Below are 18,083 nucleotides of genomic sequence, written 5' to 3'. Positions count from 1 at the left end.
TGCACGCAATTGGCTTGATTGTTCGTGTGCCCTGCTCGTGTTTCGACACGCGTGCCAACTGAGATGAAACAGGGGCCGTTAGCCGAGCGTCAATCGTCGTCTACAGCCGGAGCTATTTCGTCGCCGACCCCCGGGTCGTCGCTCTCGGCCGCCGCGTCGGCGTCGTCCCCGCCGCTTGCGTCGGGATCCTGGATCCAGAGGTCACCGAAGAGGTCGTCCTGCTGGAGAGTGACCGCGCCACGGTGCGAGAGGAAGAGGAGGGCGAGGTACGTCGTGACCGGCGTGGCGGCGGCGTCTCTCACTTCCGCGAACAGTACCTCGTCGCGACCCTTCTCGTAGTGGATCCCGGTGGCCTCCCGGACCGCCGCGATGGAGGATTCGATGTCCTCGGAGTGAGCGGTGTCGGTCACGTCTGCGGCGGTGGGCTCGGCGTCGTCGCGGTGGTCGCCGGCCGACCGGTAGTCGAGCGTCTGCGTGCCCCGACGCCCCCCTCGCGGGGAGTCGGAGGTGTCGTACTCCCGGCGGCGCTTCCACCACGATTTCCCTTCGGCTTCTCGGAGTTCGCGGACGAGTTCGTCGAGCGTCTCGGGGGAGCCGCGGGCCTGTTTCCGTTCGAGCCGCCGGTCCATCTCCGCCTCCAGGGCGTCGACCGGGTCGAAGCCGGCCGGTCCGTCGTCGGCGTGATCCGCGAGCGGGCCGCCGCCCGGGCCTTCCAGCGCCGCCTCCCACGGTTCGGGTTCGGGCTCTTCCTCGTCCTCGTCGTCGGGCTCTACCAGCGCGTCGCTCTTCATCCGGAGCAACACGGCGGCGTAGAACAACGCCCGCCCCGAGGTCCGGAGGTCGGTCTCCGTCAGCCGTTCGAGGAACGCGTCGGTGGCTTCCACCAGGTCGACGTCCCACGGGTCGATCTCGCCTTCCTCGGCGAGTTGGACGAGGACCTCGACCGGCTCGACTTCCTCGGTATCGTCCGCGCTACCGTCGTTGGGCGGGCTTCCACCCGGATCGCGGCCGGCGGCGACACCGTCGGGAAACGGGTCGTCCGGGGCATCCGTGGGCGGCGACGCCCCCGCGGAGTCAGTCATCCGCGGGCACCTCCTCCTCTTTGCTCTCTCCCACTTGGATCCCGGTGACGGCGCTGACGTTGTCGCCCTGCATAGTCACGCCGATCGCGCGTTCGGACCGTTCGAGCAGCGCCGAGCGGTGTGAAACCACGACGAACTGCGCCTCCGCGGAGAGGTCATCCACCATCTCGCCCACCCGCTCGGCGTTGGCGGCGTCGAGAAACGCGTCAATCTCGTCTAACGCGTAGAACGGCGCGGGGTTGTGCCGCTGGATCGCGAAGATGAACGCTAGTGCCGTCAGGGACTTCTCCCCGCCGGACATCGCTGCCAGTCGCTGGATCGGCTTGTCGCCCGGTTGGGCTTTCATAGTCAACCCGCCGTCGAACGGATCCCCTGGGTCCTCGAGGTGGAGTTCGCCGGTCCCGTCAGAGAGCCGCTCGAAGATGTCGGTGAAGTTCGCGTTGATCGCGTCGAAGGCGTTCGTGAACGTCTCCGTTTTCTGCCGATCGAAGCGGTCAATCCGCTCCTCGATTGCCTCCCGCTCGTCGACGAGGACATCGCGGCGCTCCCGGAGGTCGTCGAGTTCGGCCTCAACCTCGTCGTACTCGTCGATCGCGAGCATGTTCACCGGCTCCAGCGCCTCCATCTCCTCGGTGAGCCGGTCAATAGCGGATTGGACCTCCTCGTGGCCGGGGATCGCCTCGGGATCGTAGTCGCCGACCTCGGCTTCGAGCTCGTCGACCTCCCACGACAGCCGCTCTTCGGTCTCCCGGAGGGAGTCGAGCCGCGACTCGATCCGGTCGACCTCGTCGCGCTTCCCGTTGCGCTCTGTCTTCGCAGCCCGCAAGGCGGCCTGGAGATCCTCGCGGTCGGCCTTCAGCTCCGCGAGTTCGGCCTCGAGTTCCTCGACCGCCGCGCGTTTCTCCGCGAGTTCGGCCTCTCGACCGTCGATCTCGGCTTCCAACTCGGTTATCTCGTCGCGGGCGTCGGCTTTCGTCCCCTGGGCCGACTCGATCCGGCCCTGGAGGTCGTCGATGGCCTCCTCGGCGTACTGCTGTTCCAGTTCGAGCTGGTTGAGATCGCCGTCCAGCTCGTCCATCCGCGACTCCTTGGTCTCGATCTCGGCGCGGATTTCGTCGGCGTCGGCTGTCAACTCGGGGATCTTCGAGTCGGCGAGTTCGGCTTCGAGGTCGTCGATCTCTCCATCGACGGTTCGGATCTCGGCTTCGAGCTCCTGGATCTCATCGTCGATCTCCTGCATCTCCGCGTCGACCTCGGCGCGCTTCTCGCGGAGCGCTTCGATCTCGGCCTCTCTCTCCTGGATCTCCGCTTCGGCGGCCTCGACGTCGGCCTCGGCGCTCTCGATATCGGATTCGACAGACCGGACGCGGTCGCGGGCGTCGGCGGCACGGCCACGGGCGTCATCGATGTCCTCGTCGAGTTCGCGAATCTCCGCCTGGAGCCCCCGCCGGCGGTCCTCCAACGCCTCGATCTCCCCGGCCAGCCGCTCCAGCCGGCCGCCGCCGGATTTCGAGAACGAGTACCGCGACCCGCCGCCGGAGCCGCCGGTCATGGCGCCGGAGCGTTCCACCAGGTCGCCGTCGAGTGTCACCATCCGGTAGTCGCCCATCAGGTCGCGGGCGGTCGACATGTCTTCGACGACGACCGTCGACCCCAGAACGTACGAGAAGACCGACTCGTACTCGGGGTCGTAGTCGACAAGGGTCCGCGCGAAGTCGACCACGCCCGGGTGGCTCGGGAGCGACGGCAGCCCGCGGTCCTCCATCTCGGTGATCGGGAGGAACGTCGCCCGGCCGGCGTTCCGGGATTTCAGGTAGTCGATGCAGTCGGAGCCGACGCCGTCGTCGTCGACCACGACGTGGGCGAGCCGACCCCCGGCGGCGGTCTCACACGCGGTGGCGTGTTCGCCCTCGACCGCGCCCAACTGCCCGACCGTGCCGTGGACGCCCGGCTTCCCGGCGTTCAGGATCGTGGTGACCGACCGCGGCCAGGAGGTGTCGCCGTCGTCGCTCGCGCGCGCCTCCAACGTGGCGTACTCCGATTGCTTGGATTGGATCTCCTCGACGACCTCGTCGAGGTCGGACTTCAGCTCCGACTTCTCGTCTTGGAGGTCGTCGACGATCCCTTCGATCTTGTCGCGGTTCTTCTCGGCCTTGTCGCGTTCCGAGTGCAGGTCGGACGCCTCGGCCTTCAGGTCGGGCAGGGTCTCGCGGAGTTCCTCGATCCGACCTTCCGCCTCCGAGACATCGGTGGCCCGGCGTCGGGTATCATCGAGGAGGCGGTCCTTCTCGCGCTGGCGGTCGTTCCGCTCGGTCTTCAGCTCCTCCAGGCGCTCTTTCCTCCCGGCGAGGTCGGCTTTCAGTTCGTCGTACTCGGTGTCGACGTCGTCGATCTCGGCCTGGACTTCGGCGAGGTCAGTTTCTAAAGAGCTGATATCGGACTTCACCGACGCCTGCTCGACTTTCACCGACCGGATGTCGTCGTCGAGGTCGCCGATCTGCTCCTGTTTCCGATCGAGTTGGACGAACGCCTCCCGGCGGTCGCTCTCCGCATCCTGAATCCGGGCTTCCGCGGCGTCGATCGCGTTCTCCAGCCGGTCGATCTCGCCTTTGATCTCCTCGATCTCGGCTTTGATCCGCAGCTGCTCGTCCTCGCCCTTCCGCTCGATCTCCGTCCGGAGCCCGTCGAGTTCGTCTTCGAGCCGGGTGACGCGCCCCTGACGCCGGTCGAGTTCCGCCTGTTCGGCGTCGAGTTCGGACTCCACGTCGTCGACTTCGGCCTCGGTTTCGGCGACCTCGGCGCGTTTGTCTTCGAGTTCGGCCGCCTTCCGGTACCCCTCGTACTCCTCGCGCTCCTCGCGGAGCGACTGGTACTCAAGAGCGGTTTCCCGTTCGTCCTCGAGCTTTCCGAGCCGCGTTTCTTTCTCCTCGACCCGGAGGTCGGCCTCGCCGATCCGGTCTTCGACCGCGTCGAGCTCCTCGAAGGCGGCCTGCTTTTTGTCGTCGAACTCCGCGACACCCGCGATTTCGTCGATGATCCCCCGCCGCTCGAAGGCGGTCATGTTGATGATCTCGGTCACGTCACCCTGCATGACGACGTTGTACCCCTCGGGGGTGATCCCGGCCTGCGCTAGCAGGTCCTGGATGTCCGAGAGGTTACACGCCCGGCCGTTGAGGTAGTAGTACGAGTAGTAGTTGTCCTCGGTCTGCTTGACCCGTCGCTTGACGGTGACCTCCGAGACGTCGCCGACGTCCTCGCTGCCGACGGCGTTGACCACCTGCGTACGGTTGAGTGTCCCCCCGCTGTTGTCGAGAACGACCGTGACGGCGGCTTCCCGGGGACCCCCGGTCCCGTCGCCGTCGCCGTCGCCGTCGCCGTCGCCGTCGCCGCTCCCATCGGCGTGGCCGGGGTTGTAGATCAGGTCCGTGAGCTTCTCCGCGCGGATGCCGCGGGTCCGGGCCAACCCCAAAGCGAACAGCACGCCGTCGATGATGTTCGACTTCCCGGAGCCGTTCGGCCCGGTCACGACCGTGAAGTCCTCGTAGAAGGGGATTCGCGTTGTTCGCCCGAAGCTTTTGAAGCTGTCGAGGACGAGCTCTTTGATGTGCATGGGTTGCTCGTGTCGGGCGGTGTGCCCGATTATGCGACGATGATGTCGTCGTCTTCGGTCGTCGCGTCGTCGTCACCCTCGGCCCCCTCCGTTTTAGTCTCGTCGCCATCGGTGGCCCCGTCGGCTGCGGCCTCGCTGGGAATCGGATTGTCGCCCTCGGCGTTGATGAAGTCGACGTCGTTGGACTTCGTCCCGGTTGTCTGGCTTCGCGAGGCCATCTGTGCCCGCGACTCGGTGAGAGAGTCGTTCCCGGCGCCCGCCCCCGTTTCGGGTGCGGCGTCCGCTCGGCCGTCCGCGCCGGCGTCACTCCCGGAGTTGGGGTCGTAGCCGACCGCCCGGCTCCCGGTAGAGAGGTCCACGTCGACGGACTCTTCGAGGAGCCGCACCCGCTCTTTGGTCTCGACGAGTTCCTCGGTCAGCCCGTCAACGGTGGCCTGTAGCTTCGCAACCTGGGATTCGAGTTCGTCCACGCGATTGGTCATACGCCGTATAGGTCGGCTCCGGCCACATAAACGTACGTCAGACACTTCCTCGGAATCTGATAGGTACCGGGGCCGTAGTCGACTCACCGGCCGCCGACCAGAGCTGTCACTGGGCGGGCGCTTCCGGGGTCCCGCTTGCACCGTTCTCGACGACTTCACACCCCCCGACCAGTACGCACAGGAGTCCCGTTAGGCTTTAGCCGCGGTGCACCGAAGCGTGGCGTAATGACCGCGAAGGCGCTCTCGGAGGGGGAACTCGTGTCCGTCATCGGGCTCGAGGTCCACGTCCAACTCGAGACGGACACGAAGATCTTCTGTGGGTGTTCAACCGAACCGGCCGACGGCGAGGCGCCCAACACCCGGACCTGTCCGACCTGCCTGGGGCTGCCGGGCGCGCTCCCAGTCGTCAACGAGGGGGCCGTCGAGGCCGCCGTCAAGGTCGGCAAGGCGCTCGACGCCGATATCGCCGAGCAGACCCGGTTCCACCGGAAGAACTACTACTACCCCGACCTACCGAAGAACTTCCAGATCACCCAGTACGACGCGCCGATCTGCGCCGACGGCAGCCTGGAGGTCTCCGTGGCGGGTCGGCGCCGCGAGATCGGAATCCAGCGCGCCCACCTCGAGGAAGACCCCGGCAGCCTCCAGCACCAGGGGGGGAGCATCGACACCGCCGACTACACCCTGGTCGACTACAACCGCGCGGGCACCCCTTTGATGGAGATCGTGACCGACCCCGACTTCCGGACCCCCACGGAGACGCGAGCGTTCCTCGCGAAACTCGAGGAGGTCTTGGAGTATCTCGGTGTCTTCGACGCCGCCCGCGACGGGTCGCTCCGGATCGATGCCAACATCTCGCTCATCCCGGAGGCGGACGTCGGCGAGGGCGGTTCGATCGACACCGACGCGTTGGCATCGGCAAACCGAACGGAAGTAAAGAACATCTCGAGCCACAAGGGCGCCGAGCAGGCGCTGGCCTACGAGGTCACCAGACAGAAGAACGCGGTCCAGCGCGGCCGCGCGGTCGAGCAGGAGACGCGCCACTGGGACGAGTCGCGAGGGATCACCGTCTCGATGCGCTCGAAAGAAGCGGAGAAAGACTACCGCTACTTCCGGGAGGCCGACCTCCCGCCGCTGTCGGTCCGGGGGTGGCGCGAGCGGATCGATATCCCCGAACTCCCCGACGCTCGCCGGGAGCGGTTCCGCGAGGCGTACGGCCTCGACGAGGAGTCGGCGGCCAAACTCACCTCCACGAAGGCGGTCGCGGACTTCTACGAGGACGTCGCGGGCCGGTTCGACCCCGACCTGGCGGCGACGTGGGTCGCCGACAACCTGCTCGGCGAGCTCAACTACCGGGACATGTCGATCACGGACGTCGACCACCGACTCGAGGAGTTCGCCCGCCTCGTCGAACTCGTCGACGCCGGCGAGATCACGACCAAGAACGCCGAGGAAGTCGTGTTGCGGACGATGCTCGACGAGGGTGACGATCCCGACGCCGTCATCGATGCTGAGGGGTTGGGAACCGCCCCCGACGAGGAGGTCGCCGTCGCGGTCGGGGAGGCCATCGAGGAGAACTCCGACGCTGTTGCGGATTACCACGCCGGCGAGGGCGGCGCGATCAACTTCCTGGTTGGACAGGTGATGGGGAAGACCGGCGGCAGCGCCGACCCCGGCGACGTCAACGAACTCCTCCGGGAACGGCTGGAGGAGTAGGCCGCTGCGAGCAACGAACGCGCTTCGCCGGGATTCCGCGCGCACGGCCGCGCTGGCGACTGTTCGGCTGGTCCGGCCGCGAAAGGTTTAGGCCACCACCTCGCGTAGCGGCGGCCAATGAGTCAGGGCCCGGAGCTCATCATCACCGAGAAGGACAACGCCGCCCGGCGGATCGCGGACATCCTGAGCGGCGGGTCCGCCGAGGCCGAGCGGACCCGCGGCGTGAACGTCTACACGTGGGGCGGCAGACGGTGTATCGGCCTTTCGGGGCACGTCGTCGGGGTCGACTTCCCGCCGGAGTACGACGACTGGCGGGACGTCGAGCCGGTCGAACTGATCGACGCCCCGATCGACAAGCGGCCCACCCAGGAGAACATCGTGTCGGCGCTCCGGCTGCTCGCCCGGACGGCCGGCCGGGTCGTGATCGCGACCGACTACGACCGCGAGGGCGAACTCATCGGGAAGGAGGCCTACGAGTTGGTCCGGGAGGTTGACGACGACGTCCCGATCGACCGCGTTCGCTTCTCGTCGATCACCGAGCGGGAGGTGACCGAGGCGTTCGCCACCCCCGACGACCTCGATTTCGACCTCGCGGCCGCGGGGGAGGCCAGACAGATCGTCGACCTGGTGTGGGGTGCGGCGCTCACCCGCTTTCTGTCGCTTTCGGCCCGCCAACTCGGCGACGACTTCATTTCGGTCGGCCGGGTTCAGGGGCCGACGCTCAAGCTGATCGTCGACCGCGAACGAGAGATCGAGGCGTTCGACTCCGAGGACTACTGGGAGCTGTTTGCGGACCTCGCGAAGGGCGACAGCGACGCGGGCGACGACCCCGACGGCGCCTTCGAGGCGCAGTACTTCTACCACGACGACGACGGCACCGAGGCCGAGCGCGTGTGGGACGAAGGCGCCGCGAGCGGGGCGTACGAGACCCTCGAAACCGCGTCGACCGCGACGGTCGACTCGGTGCGCCGGCGAACCAGGACCGACGACCCGCCGGCGCCGTTCAACACCACCCAGTTCATCCGCGCGGCGAGCTCGCTGAACTACACCGCCCAGCGGGCGATGAGCATCGCGGAGGACCTCTACACCGCGGGGTATATCACTTATCCCCGGACGGATAATACAGTGTACCCCGACGACCTCGACCCGCGGGAACTGCTCGACGCCTTCGTCGGCACCCGACAGTTCGGCGACGACGCCGAGAGCCTCCTTGACCGCGAGGAGATCGACCCCACGGAGGGCGACGAGGAGACCACCGACCACCCGCCGATCCACCCCACGGGAGAGCTACCGGGCGCTGCCGACCTCGACGACGACGAGTGGGAGGTCTACGAACTCGTTGTCCGGCGCTTCTTTGCAACGGTTGCTGACCCCGCGACCTGGGAGCACCTCCGGGTGGTCGCGGCCGTCGCCAGCGAGGGGGAGGACCTCTTGCTGAAGGCGAACGGCAAACGGCTGGTCGAACCGGGCTACCACGCGGTCTACCCCTACTCCAGCGCGAGCGAGTCGTTCGTCCCCGACGTGCGTGAGGGCGAGGAACTCACCGTGACCGACACCAGCTTCGAGGCCAAACAGACCCAGCCGCCGCGACGGTACGGCCAATCGCGGCTCATCGAGACCATGGAGTCGATGGGGATCGGGACAAAAGCCACCCGCCACAACGTCATCCAGAAGCTCTACGACCGCGGCTACATCGAGAGCGACCCGCCGCGGCCCACCCGGTTGGCCCACGCGGTCGTCGAGGCCGCCGAGGAGTTCGCCGAGCGCGTCGTGAGCGAGGAGATGACCGCCCAACTCGAGGCGGACATGCAGGCGATCACGCGGGGCGACGCCACCCTCGAAGACGTGACCAGGGAGTCCAGGGAGATGCTCGAGGAGGTCTTCGAGGGGCTGATGGAGTCGGGCGAGGCGGTGGGCGACCACCTCCGGGAGTCGCTGAAGGCCGACCGGACCGTCGGCGCCTGCCCCGAGTGCGGCAGCGACCTCGTGATCCGACAGAGCCGGCAGGGGTCGTATTTTATCGGGTGTGACGCCTACCCCGAATGCACCCGCACGCTGCCGCTGCCCTCGACCGGGAAACCCCTGCTACTCGAGGAGACCTGCAACGACCACGGCCTCACCCAGGTCAAGATGCTCGCCGGCCGGAAGACGTTCGTCCACGGCTGCCCGCTGTGTCAGGCCGAGGCCGCAGACGCCCAGGAGGACCGCGTCATCGGGGCGTGTCCGGATTGTGGTACTGACCACGGTGGTGAACTCGCGATCAAACAGCTCCGCTCGGGGTCGCGGCTGGTGGGGTGTACCCGGTATCCCGACTGCGACTACTCGCTGCCGCTGCCCCGTCGCGGCGACCTCGAGGTGACCGACGGCGTCTGCGAGGAGCACGACCTGCCCGAACTCCGGATCACCTACGACGACGAGGATCGAGAATCCTGGGCGTTGGGGTGTCCGATCTGCAACTACCGGGAGTACCAAGCCGAGCAGGCCGGCGGCTCGGAGCTCGAGAGCGTCTCCGGTATCGGCGAAAAGACCGCCGAGAAGCTCCAGAACGTGGGCATCGACGACGTGCCGTCGTTGAAAGAGGCTGAACCCGACGCGGTCGCCGACCGGGTCGACGGGGTCGGCCCCGACACCGTTCGGGAGTGGCAAGCGAAGGCGGACTAGGTTTAATCCACCCTCACCACGGACGCGTGGAGGACGGAAACGCACCCAGGAACCGGCATCAGAGTTATTACTAGTGCACTCAACCTCGGGCTGTGGGAACCATTATCGAATGCCCGTATGCGGGATGTGACGGCCACCAATCGGTAGAGCCACCGGACGATGTGTGGGCCGATCTTCTCGGAGAGTATACGTACAACGAGGCTCTCGGTGAGGAAGACCCTGTCACATGGATGCGGGACGCAGAATATGATGTGCAAGTGGAGTGCGATCGCTTTGACATCCTCCCCGCGCTAAAGCATGGGGCTTTCTCCACGATTCTCCGTAACTCGGACATCTACAGAATATCAAGGCGAGTGCCTCGGGGCTTGTCCCCGAGGTACTTCACCTGTGCTGGGGCTGATAGCCGAGAACAGATCGGGGTAGCGTGTTGCAGCCAGGACGCCTTCGATTCGCACTCACGTATCCGCTGATGGCAGATCCACCTGTCTTCCGATGAGCGAAACCACGGCAGTAAGGGCCGCACGGCACACATTATAAGGGGCGATGCGCACAGACAAAGAGTCGGCAGTACCTATTAGACCGCAATCTCGGTCTCGCCCGTCGCCGCCGCCAGCGCCTCCCGGACACGACTCGCGGGGTCGTCGCCGTCGGTCTCGACGACGTTCTCCATCAGCACCGTCTCGGAAGGAAAGAGGTGTTCGCCCAGGATGAGGCCGTGGTCCCGCGCGGTCGACCCCGTTACCGTCAGGTAGACCCCGAGGCCGACATCGGCGATCGCGGCCTCCTCCTCGTCGCAGTCGGGCGCGGGGTACGCGAAGTCGACGCCCGCGAGCGGCCGCGTCCCGAGTACCGCCTCAACCAGCCGCTCGTACCGCGGGGAGATGCAGAGCCCCCCCTCGTAATCTGCGACGAACGCCCGGTCGAGGTCGGCGCCGGGCGGGAGGATCTCCGGGCGCGCCATCAGGGTGTGGAACACGGTGTCACCCAGCCCCGAGACCACCCGGACGTCGGTGTTTATCGGGTCGATCCGAGCGTTGATGTCGGCGATCGACCCGATCCCCTCGGGTTCGAGTTCCACGACCTCCTCCAACACGAGGTCGGCGCTGTCGAACCCCAGGCCGAAGGCGTGGGTTCGGAGCGCCCGGAACGGTTCCTCGCGGCCGATCAGCTGTACCGGGACGCCGTCGATGTCGACCCTGAGGCTGTCGAAGACGATCCGGCGGGGCATCCCCGGTCTGTCGTCGCGAAGCAGGGTGTACTCCGGTGCGTCGTCGGTACCGAGATCGGAGTACGCGGCGAGACGGTCGTACACGTCCTCCTCGGGCGTTGTCCGGCCTTTCGTGATCGCCTTCTCGTGGCGGATCGTCGAAACGATCCGGTCGGCGACGGTCTCGGCACCCGCCACGTCGGCGACGCGTTCGAGCACGGCTTCGAGCGGCCGTCCCTTCCGCGGCACCGCGACCCGAACCGCCTCCGTCGGTGTCATTGACGAGTGATGGCGGCGAGGCGTAAAACGGGTTGCGTTCCGCGCCCAGGACGGTCGCCGACGGTGGCGTTGGGGCTACGTCCCGCTGCCGTCGCCGCCGTCACTGCCGCCGCCCCCGGGGCCGAACGCGCTGTTGAGGCGGTCGCGGAAGGTCTGTAGCTCCTCGATTTCGGCCTCGATGTTGTCGACGCGCTGGAGTGCGTCGGTCAGCGCCGTCACCTCGGCCCGGAGGTCGGCGACGTCCGCCGACACCGACTCGCGGACGTCGGCCACGCCGGCGTCGACCGCCGAGACCTCCTCGCGGACCTCGTCGAGGTCGTCGTCGACCCTGGCGACGTAGTCGTCAGTATCGTCGAGGCCCGCGGCGACGTCCCCAATCTCGGCCGCAACGTCGTCGATGTCGTCGGTGAGGTCGTCGATGTCGTCGGTGAGGTCGTCGATGTCGGACTCGACACCGTCGAAGTGGTCCTCGATGGCGTCGGCCCGGTCGTGGACGTCGTCGACGCCATTGGCGGCCGTGGTGGCAGTCTCGTCGACGGTGTCGACCCGGTCGTCGGTCGCTGCGAGGTCGTCGCCCAGGGCGCCGACGTCGTCGCGGATCGCCTCGCGGTCCTCGGCTGCGGCGTCGAGTCCGTCGCGGAGGCCATCGAGTTCCGTGGTGACCGATTCGACCTCGGCGTTGAGCCGCTCAACGAGTTCTGCGCCGGTCCCCGTGTCGTCGATGAACTCCTTGATCGCGTCGCTGTAGGCTTCGAGGTCGGCCAACTGCGACTGCAACCGCCGGATCCTGACGTCCGCGCTCCGGGGCAGCCCCGGGTCGAGTTCGCCGCGGAGCGTGTCGAGGTCGGCGTCCGACACCGCTCCCGCCCGGATCTCCGCGGCCAGCGCGGCCGCCAGCCCGGCCTCGACGTCGAGCGCCGGTGCGGCCGCACCGGCGGAGTCACCGGCTTCGGCACCGATGTCGACGTACTCGTCCGCGTCGGCGTCAGTCTCGATGTCGGCGGCGACACCACCGCTCCCGACCGGTGTCACCGAGTCCGTTTCGCGGCGCACCGCTGCTGGCAGCTCCGATGTGATCGCGCGCGGCTCCGGCGAATCGTCGCCGCCCGCCACTTCCGTGTCGTCTGCGTCGGCTGTTGGCTTGCCCGCGGGCTCGACTGCGGGCTCGGCGTTGCCATCGATCGGGTCGGGCTCGCCGTCGGGTGACTCCCCGTTGCCGTCGGCAGAGGGCCCGGATATCGGCTTGACGCCGGGGCCGGCGTCCGCGGGACCCGCCGGCGGTTCCTGGTTCGCAAGCCGGCCGTTACCCTGGAGCGCGTCCCGGACGAGCTGGCTCCGGTCGGCCCCCAGGATGTCGTCGACGTCCGTGCCCGCGCGATCTTCCGGTGGCTCACCCGGCACTGGCGGGCGTTCGAGGACGGGTTCGCCCAGAAACCCCGCGGCGTCCGAGGGGTCTTCCAGCCGAATGCCGTACACGGTGGTCGCGGACTCGCCGGGCTCTAAGGTCCGCTCGTACTCGACGCGGTGATTCTTGTACGCGATCCAGTTGTCGCTCCCATACTCGGGGTGGAATCCGACGCTCTCCATCGGCAGATCCTCGGGGATCCGATCCACCAACCGAACGTGGACCGAGTCATCGCTTTCGGAGACGAGGCGAAACTTGATCGCCGGAACGGGAAACTCATTGCGGGCGAACGACTTCTCGACGCGCACGTCGCCGTCGGACACGGAGACCGTTCGATCGACGTCGGACTCGTGGCTCATAGCGCCCTGTACCCGAACACGTCATATAAAAGGACCGGGCGGAGTACTGTGGGTCCGCAGCGACACAGTCGGTCAGGGCCCGTCTCGAGTGATTGGACCCCCTCTCGAGTGACTGGACCCCCTCTCGAGCCCGGTTGGACCGACTGAATATTTGGCTTCTTTTATGAAATAATGACTTATGAAATAATGACAATATTTCTCGTGTAGTGATGTTATAAATATATAATATCCACTGGCCAAATCGAAATCAGGGATCACAGAACCGTAACAGAGCAACGCAGCAAGAACGGAGCAATGCGACGGGAACAGAGTCACACAGCAAAAAAATAGTAACGAAACGGAAACAGAGCAACGCAACAAAAACAGCGCAACGCAACAGAAATAGTTTATTAACACGTTAATTATATTACTTGCTCACAGAACAGATCTCTCCGTGCATCCTCGTCGCGTTCCGCCATGGGGGGCACGCCGCCGGCCCGGTGCGGTGGGCGTCCCCCCGAGCGGCGCGTTTGCCGACACCTAAACCGGCTTACGTCGGGGTAGCAAACCCGGGTTCTATGCGAACCATCCGCGACCACCCGGTGCGGTTCGGGGAACTGGCCGGCCCGCTGGTTCACGGCGCCACCATCTTCGATTGGCAACTCGTCTCGACGCAGGAACTCGCGACCGCGGTTGACTACGGGTTCGAGGACCTCGTTGCCGACGGCGCCATCCCCTACGCGCCGGTCGGCGTCGACACGACCATCCACCGATACCCGACGTTCGGGGACACCGTCTCGGTCGCGGTGACCCCCACACGCGTCGGTGACTCCAGTTTGGAGCTGGTCTACGACGTCGTGGACGCCGACGGGGAGCCGTTCTCGACCGCCCGCATGACGCACGTGACGATCGCACCCGACGGCGGGGCGCTCCCGCTTCCGGACGGGGTACGCGACCGGCTACGGGCGGATCACGCCTCCCGCGACGTCAACCCGGGGCCGGCCGACAACGACACGCCCCGCGAGAACGGGGCGGCCGGCGACGACCACCCGACGTTTGAGGATGCCTTCCGCATCCACAGCCCGCACATCGAGGGCTCGGAGTTGGCGTACTTCGAGGAGTACCCTCGCTTTGCAGCTGTCGCGCTCGAGTCCTTTCTCGCCGACGCGGGGCTCGACCCGGCCGAGATTGCCGGTGAGAAGCAGCCGTTCCGACTCCGCGCGTGGCACTGGGAGTTCACTTCGACGGTCGAGTTCGATTCGACGCTGTCGGTCACGACCGACGTGCGGTCGGTGACCGACGAGGCGATCAGGGTCGACCACACCTTCCGGACCGACGGGGAGATCCGCATCGAGGGGGTCACCGAATACGGGTGTTTCGACCGCGAGGGGGACCCGACGACCTACACCGACGAGATGGTGGCGGCGTTCGAGCCGTAGAGAGCGGCCGAGCACGCAACTCCCTCCGTGCGGACGGAGTTCGCAAGCGAGGAGCGTGACTCCTCCGAGGGGCGGGTCGAGTCGGGCGGGGTGACCGCCCCCGAAGCGGTTGCCGACGCCGTCGCGTTCGCCGCCGCCCAGGACCGGTCGACGGTCCGCGGGATCGACCTGTACCGGCGCGACAAGTTCGACGGGTGGTAGCGCCCCGGTGGGAGCGACAGGGCCAGTCGGGAAGGTTTTATACTTGTCCGCGTTCGGACTGTGGCGTATGAACACGCTGGCCGGTCACGAGGGGATGGGTCCGTGAGCGACCAGTATATCACCTCCGAGGACCACCTGCCCGCCGACACCGCCGGCGAGATCTCACTCCAGGTGACCGACCAGGAGACCAAACACATCTTCACCACCCGAGCGCGGATCGCGCGCGAGGCCGCCGAACTCGACGATCCCGATCCGCTGACCATCCTCCGTGGGCCGCACGAAAACCGCGAGGAGCGGTGGTACATCGAGATCATCGAGGCCGACATCTCCGAGCCCACCGTCGACGAGGCGACGCTGGCGGCCTGTTTCGAGCGGAGCCGCGAGGGGTCGAACGTGCTGACCGCCCGCGGTGCGGACGTGAAGACACTGGTCTCATACCTGGTCGAGACCGGCGAGTACGACTCGGTCTCGACTGCGATCCGGTCGCTGTTGGGGGAGCACCTCTCGGAGACCCGGCCCGGGCTGGTTGACCGGTACGTCGAACTCCGGACCGAGCGCGAACGCGAGGAGGCGGAGATCCGGCTCGGCGGGGGTCGCGAGGAGTGACCCGTAAGCGACGGGGTGGTGGTCCCGTGACCGATGGCGGCGCCCCCAACGTCCCGGCTGACAGCTTCCGAGACTACCTCGGGATGATAGACGCCGCAGAGGAACTCAACCGGATCGGCGCCAGAGTCTCCTGGAATCTCGAGGCAAGCGCGATCACGATGCTTGCGAACGACCGCGACGACCGCGTCCCCGTCTTCGAGTCGGTCACCGACTGCCAGGTCCCCGCGCGGCTGGTGGGTGACCCATACCGCGGCACCCGGGGTCGGCCGTGGGATCGCCCGGCGCGAGCGCTCGGACTCCCCCCGGACCTCTCGGGCGAGGAGTACTACCGGACGGTGATGGAGCGGCTCCGGAACCCGGTCGCCCCGGTCGAAGTCGACGCCACCGACGCCGCCTGCAAGGCGGTGATCCGCCGCGGCGCCGACGTGGACCTCTTTTCGTTCCCTTGGCCCTACATCCACGCCGCCGACGGCGGGCGCTACTCCAACCTCCACACGATGGTGGCGCCCGACCCCGACTCCTCGTGGACCGACTGGTCGGCCCACCGCGCCATGATCCAGGACGGCGCCCGCGCGAGCGTCCTGCTGCTGGCGGGTGAGCAGACCCCGAACCTGTTTTATTACCGGTACGAGCGGCGCGAGGAGCCGATGCCCGTCGCGTTGGCCGTGGGGGTCGAGCCAGCCGCGCAGTTCACCGCGTCGATGTGGATCCCCACCGGTAGCGACGAGGCGGCGTTCGCGGGTGGGCTGAAGGGCGACCCCGTCGAACTCGTCGAGTGCACCACGAACGACCTCAAAGTCCCCGCGAGCGCTGAACTGGTGATTGAGGGCCGAATCATCCCGGGCGAGCGGCTGGACGAGGGACCGTTCGGCGACTACTTCGGGTACATGCACGGCCCGCGGCGGTCGATGCCGGTGCTCCGCGTCGACGCGGTCACCCACCGTGAGGACCCGCTGATCCCATTCTGCGTGGAAGGTTCGGGCGTCGGCTACTCGCTGAACACCACTTCCACGACCGAGGTGGCGTGCACCGGGCCGGACGCCACACTGGGGCTCCGAGCGGCCGGATATGACGTCGAAAAGTGCGTTCCGTGGCGGTTCACCCCGCGGTCGGTGTACGTTGTTTCGACGGACGTCCCGCGGCCGGGCTACCTCCACGAACTCGCGAACTTCATCTTCACAACGTGGGGGATGCTACACGTTGATTTCTTCGTGTTCGTTGATGCCGACGTTGATCCGCTATCGACGCGGGACGTTGTTGAGGCGCTCGCGCTCCACGCCGACCCCGATTCTGACTTCCACCAGTTCGGCGCCGAGACGATGCCGAAGGTGCCGTTGAACATCTATCAGACCCCCGAAGAGAAGGGCGACGTTGAGACGGGGACCTCCAAATCCAAGACCGCGAAGGCGTACATCGACGCCACCTCGAACGGTGAGTCGGGCGTGTCGGAGTCGGCAGGCGGAGACGGTGCGCTGCGGGAACGCGCGCGGTCGGTGCTCGACCGCGCCGGGGTCGACCGCGATCCGGGGGTGACCTCAGGTGAGTGACCTCCGGACTCACCTCGACCGACTCGACGCCGCGAGTGACCTCGCGACCGTCAACGAGCGGGTCCACTGGGCCGACACCGCAGCCGCAGTCGCGGGGGAAGCCGCCCGGACGAACGCCCCCGCGGTCCGTCTGGCCGACACCGGCGGGCGCGCCACCCTGGTCGGCGGGGCGTTCGGCGGCCCGGACCGGCTCTCGGTCCGATCGCGGGAGCCGTGGTCGCGGACCGGTAGCGCGCTCGGGGTGGGCCACGACGCCGCGTACCTCGATGTGCTCGACGCGTTAGTGGCGGCCCGGCGCGGCGGCTCCGACCCGGAGCCGGTCGACCACCCGGTGGCGACGACCGACGCTGACCTCCGCACGCTGGGGCTGCCGGCGGTCGGCGACGCCGACGTACCGACGCTCACCCTCGGCGTCGCGGCGGTCCCGGCGGCCGCAGTCGGGGACGGCGCCGCCGCCGCGAGCGGGTCGTTGCCCGCAGCGGTCCCCGAGGACAGCCGGACGGACCCCGGCGCAGTGCGGTGGGTCCCGGTCCGCGGCTCCGTCCACGGCAGCGACGGCCTCCGGCTCTCGGTTCCCGCACCGGCGGGCAGCACGCCCGAGGGAACCCGGGTGACGATCGCACTCGGGACACCGCCAGCGGCGCTGTTCGGGGCGACAATGCGGTGGCTGGGGGAGTCCCAGGTTGCGGGCGCGCCCAGTATCGCCGATGCCTTGGGGCCGGTCGACATCGCCCCGACTCCTGCGGGGGCGGTGCCTGCGGCGAGCGAGGTGGTGATCGAAGCGACGGTCTCCGGCGCGCCCGCGTCGGTTTCGACGCCCGACCGCCGGCCGTCGGGGCCGCCGTCGCCGTGGGAGCGCGCCGTCGCCACCGCCACGCTCCGTGCCCGCGTGAACCGCGTCCGGGTCCGCGAGGACCCGGTCGTCCCGTTCGCGCCGACCGGCGCGCCGATGGCCGACGGCCGACACCTCCTGTCGACCACCGAGTCGGCGCGGCTCTACGGTCGGGTGAACAACTACTGGGGCGTCGCGCCCGCGGAGTGGCTCGCGCTCCCCGTCGAGGCGGGCCTGGGAATCTGTCTGGTGGCGAGCGACGTTCTCTACGCCGGCTTCGAGTGGCAGCTCGCAAACACCCTCTTCTCGTTCTCGCGACTGTTCGACAAGGTGGTCATCCTCGACACCGAGACGCCGCCGATGGATCTGGGTCGGGCGTTCGACGACGTCTGGGTGAAAGCCCACCCCGCCAACGACTGGGAGTTCTCCGATCCGGAGGCGCCCGCGGCCCGGGCGCCTCACTACCGGCGGGACGGCGCGACCGGCTCGAACATGTACGTCGACGCCGCGTGGGATCCCCGGTGGGACGAGGAGTACATCGCGCCGCGAGTCACCTTCGAGGCGACGTATCCCGAGGAGATCCGGGAGGCAGTGCGCGCGGACTGGTCGGAGTTGGGGTTCGACCACGGCCCCGGAGACGACCCGACACACGACAGAGGCGCCGACGGGAGTGCCTGA

The 18,083-nt window shown here is 67.7% G+C and carries 12 protein-coding genes; 7 read left to right on the top strand and 5 right to left on the bottom strand.

The genetic code is table 11. From position 1 onward, the window contains the following. Nucleotides 1-89: 89 nt before the first annotated feature. From IEX72_RS04010 to IEX72_RS04000, 3 genes are read right to left on the bottom strand one after another with little or no spacing between them, the layout of a single operon-like run. Entirely contained in the window at nucleotides 90-1,082 is a 993-nt protein-coding gene (locus tag IEX72_RS04010; protein ID WP_188786096.1) for a segregation and condensation protein A, read from the bottom strand. Next, entirely contained in the window at nucleotides 1,075-4,692 is a 3,618-nt protein-coding gene (gene smc / locus IEX72_RS04005) for a chromosome segregation protein SMC (RefSeq protein WP_188786095.1), read from the bottom strand. The genes IEX72_RS04010 and smc overlap by 8 nt, the downstream gene beginning before the upstream one ends. Before the next feature lie 29 nt (nucleotides 4,693-4,721). After that, entirely contained in the window at nucleotides 4,722-5,174 is a 453-nt protein-coding gene (locus IEX72_RS04000; RefSeq protein WP_188786094.1) for a DUF7518 family protein, read from the bottom strand. 225 nt (nucleotides 5,175-5,399) lie between these two features. On the opposite strand from IEX72_RS04000, the gene gatB reads away from it, so the two are divergent. Together gatB and IEX72_RS03990 are read left to right on the top strand one after the other, a co-directional pair. Continuing rightward, nucleotides 5,400-6,890, top strand: a complete 1,491-nt coding sequence (gene gatB / locus IEX72_RS03995) for an Asp-tRNA(Asn)/Glu-tRNA(Gln) amidotransferase subunit GatB (RefSeq protein ID WP_188786093.1) — start codon at nucleotides 5,400-5,402, stop codon at nucleotides 6,888-6,890. A gap of 117 nt (nucleotides 6,891-7,007) precedes the next feature. Next, nucleotides 7,008-9,551, top strand: coding sequence for a DNA topoisomerase I (locus IEX72_RS03990; RefSeq protein ID WP_188786092.1), 2,544 nt, complete (start codon nucleotides 7,008-7,010; stop codon nucleotides 9,549-9,551). Between the two features lie 574 nt (nucleotides 9,552-10,125). Here the strand turns inward: IEX72_RS03990 and IEX72_RS03985 are convergent. Together IEX72_RS03985 and IEX72_RS03980 are read right to left on the bottom strand one after the other, a co-directional pair. Beyond that, complete coding sequence (locus IEX72_RS03985; protein WP_188786091.1) at nucleotides 10,126-11,037, bottom strand: hypothetical protein; 912 nt, start codon at nucleotides 11,035-11,037, stop codon at nucleotides 10,126-10,128. A 75-nt stretch (nucleotides 11,038-11,112) separates the two neighbouring features. Further along, the gene (locus tag IEX72_RS03980; RefSeq protein ID WP_188786090.1) at nucleotides 11,113-12,801 is read right to left on the bottom strand and encodes a hypothetical protein; all 1,689 of its coding nucleotides are present in this window, start codon (nucleotides 12,799-12,801) and stop codon (nucleotides 11,113-11,115) included. Nucleotides 12,802-13,358: 557 nt separating this feature from the next. Between IEX72_RS03980 and IEX72_RS03975 the strand changes: the two genes are divergently transcribed. The 5 genes from IEX72_RS03975 (at nucleotide 13,359) to IEX72_RS03955 (ending at nucleotide 18,083) form a co-directional block, all read left to right on the top strand. Continuing rightward, on the top strand, nucleotides 13,359-14,219 hold the full coding sequence (locus IEX72_RS03975) for an acyl-CoA thioesterase (RefSeq protein ID WP_188786089.1): 861 nt from the start codon (nucleotides 13,359-13,361) through the stop codon (nucleotides 14,217-14,219). 27 nt (nucleotides 14,220-14,246) lie between these two features. After that, entirely contained in the window at nucleotides 14,247-14,420 is a 174-nt protein-coding gene (locus IEX72_RS03970; RefSeq protein ID WP_188786088.1) for a hypothetical protein, read from the top strand. Between the two features lie 102 nt (nucleotides 14,421-14,522). Next, nucleotides 14,523-15,026 (top strand): hypothetical protein, encoded by a 504-nt coding sequence (locus IEX72_RS03965; RefSeq protein WP_188786087.1) that lies wholly within the window; start codon nucleotides 14,523-14,525, stop codon nucleotides 15,024-15,026. 83 nt (nucleotides 15,027-15,109) lie between these two features. Further along, nucleotides 15,110-16,573 carry a UbiD family decarboxylase domain-containing protein gene (locus IEX72_RS03960; RefSeq protein WP_188786199.1) on the top strand — a complete coding sequence of 488 codons (1,464 nt, stop codon included), beginning with the start codon at nucleotides 15,110-15,112 and terminating at the stop codon, nucleotides 16,571-16,573. Beyond that, on the top strand, nucleotides 16,566-18,083 hold the full coding sequence (locus IEX72_RS03955) for a UbiD family decarboxylase domain-containing protein (RefSeq protein ID WP_188786086.1): 1,518 nt from the start codon (nucleotides 16,566-16,568) through the stop codon (nucleotides 18,081-18,083). The genes IEX72_RS03960 and IEX72_RS03955 overlap by 8 nt, the downstream gene beginning before the upstream one ends.

The organism is Halobellus salinus, from assembly GCF_014646875.1.
Taxonomy (GTDB): domain Archaea; phylum Halobacteriota; class Halobacteria; order Halobacteriales; family Haloferacaceae; genus Haloquadratum; species Haloquadratum salinum.
This window is presented reverse-complemented; position numbering and strand designations above follow the sequence as displayed.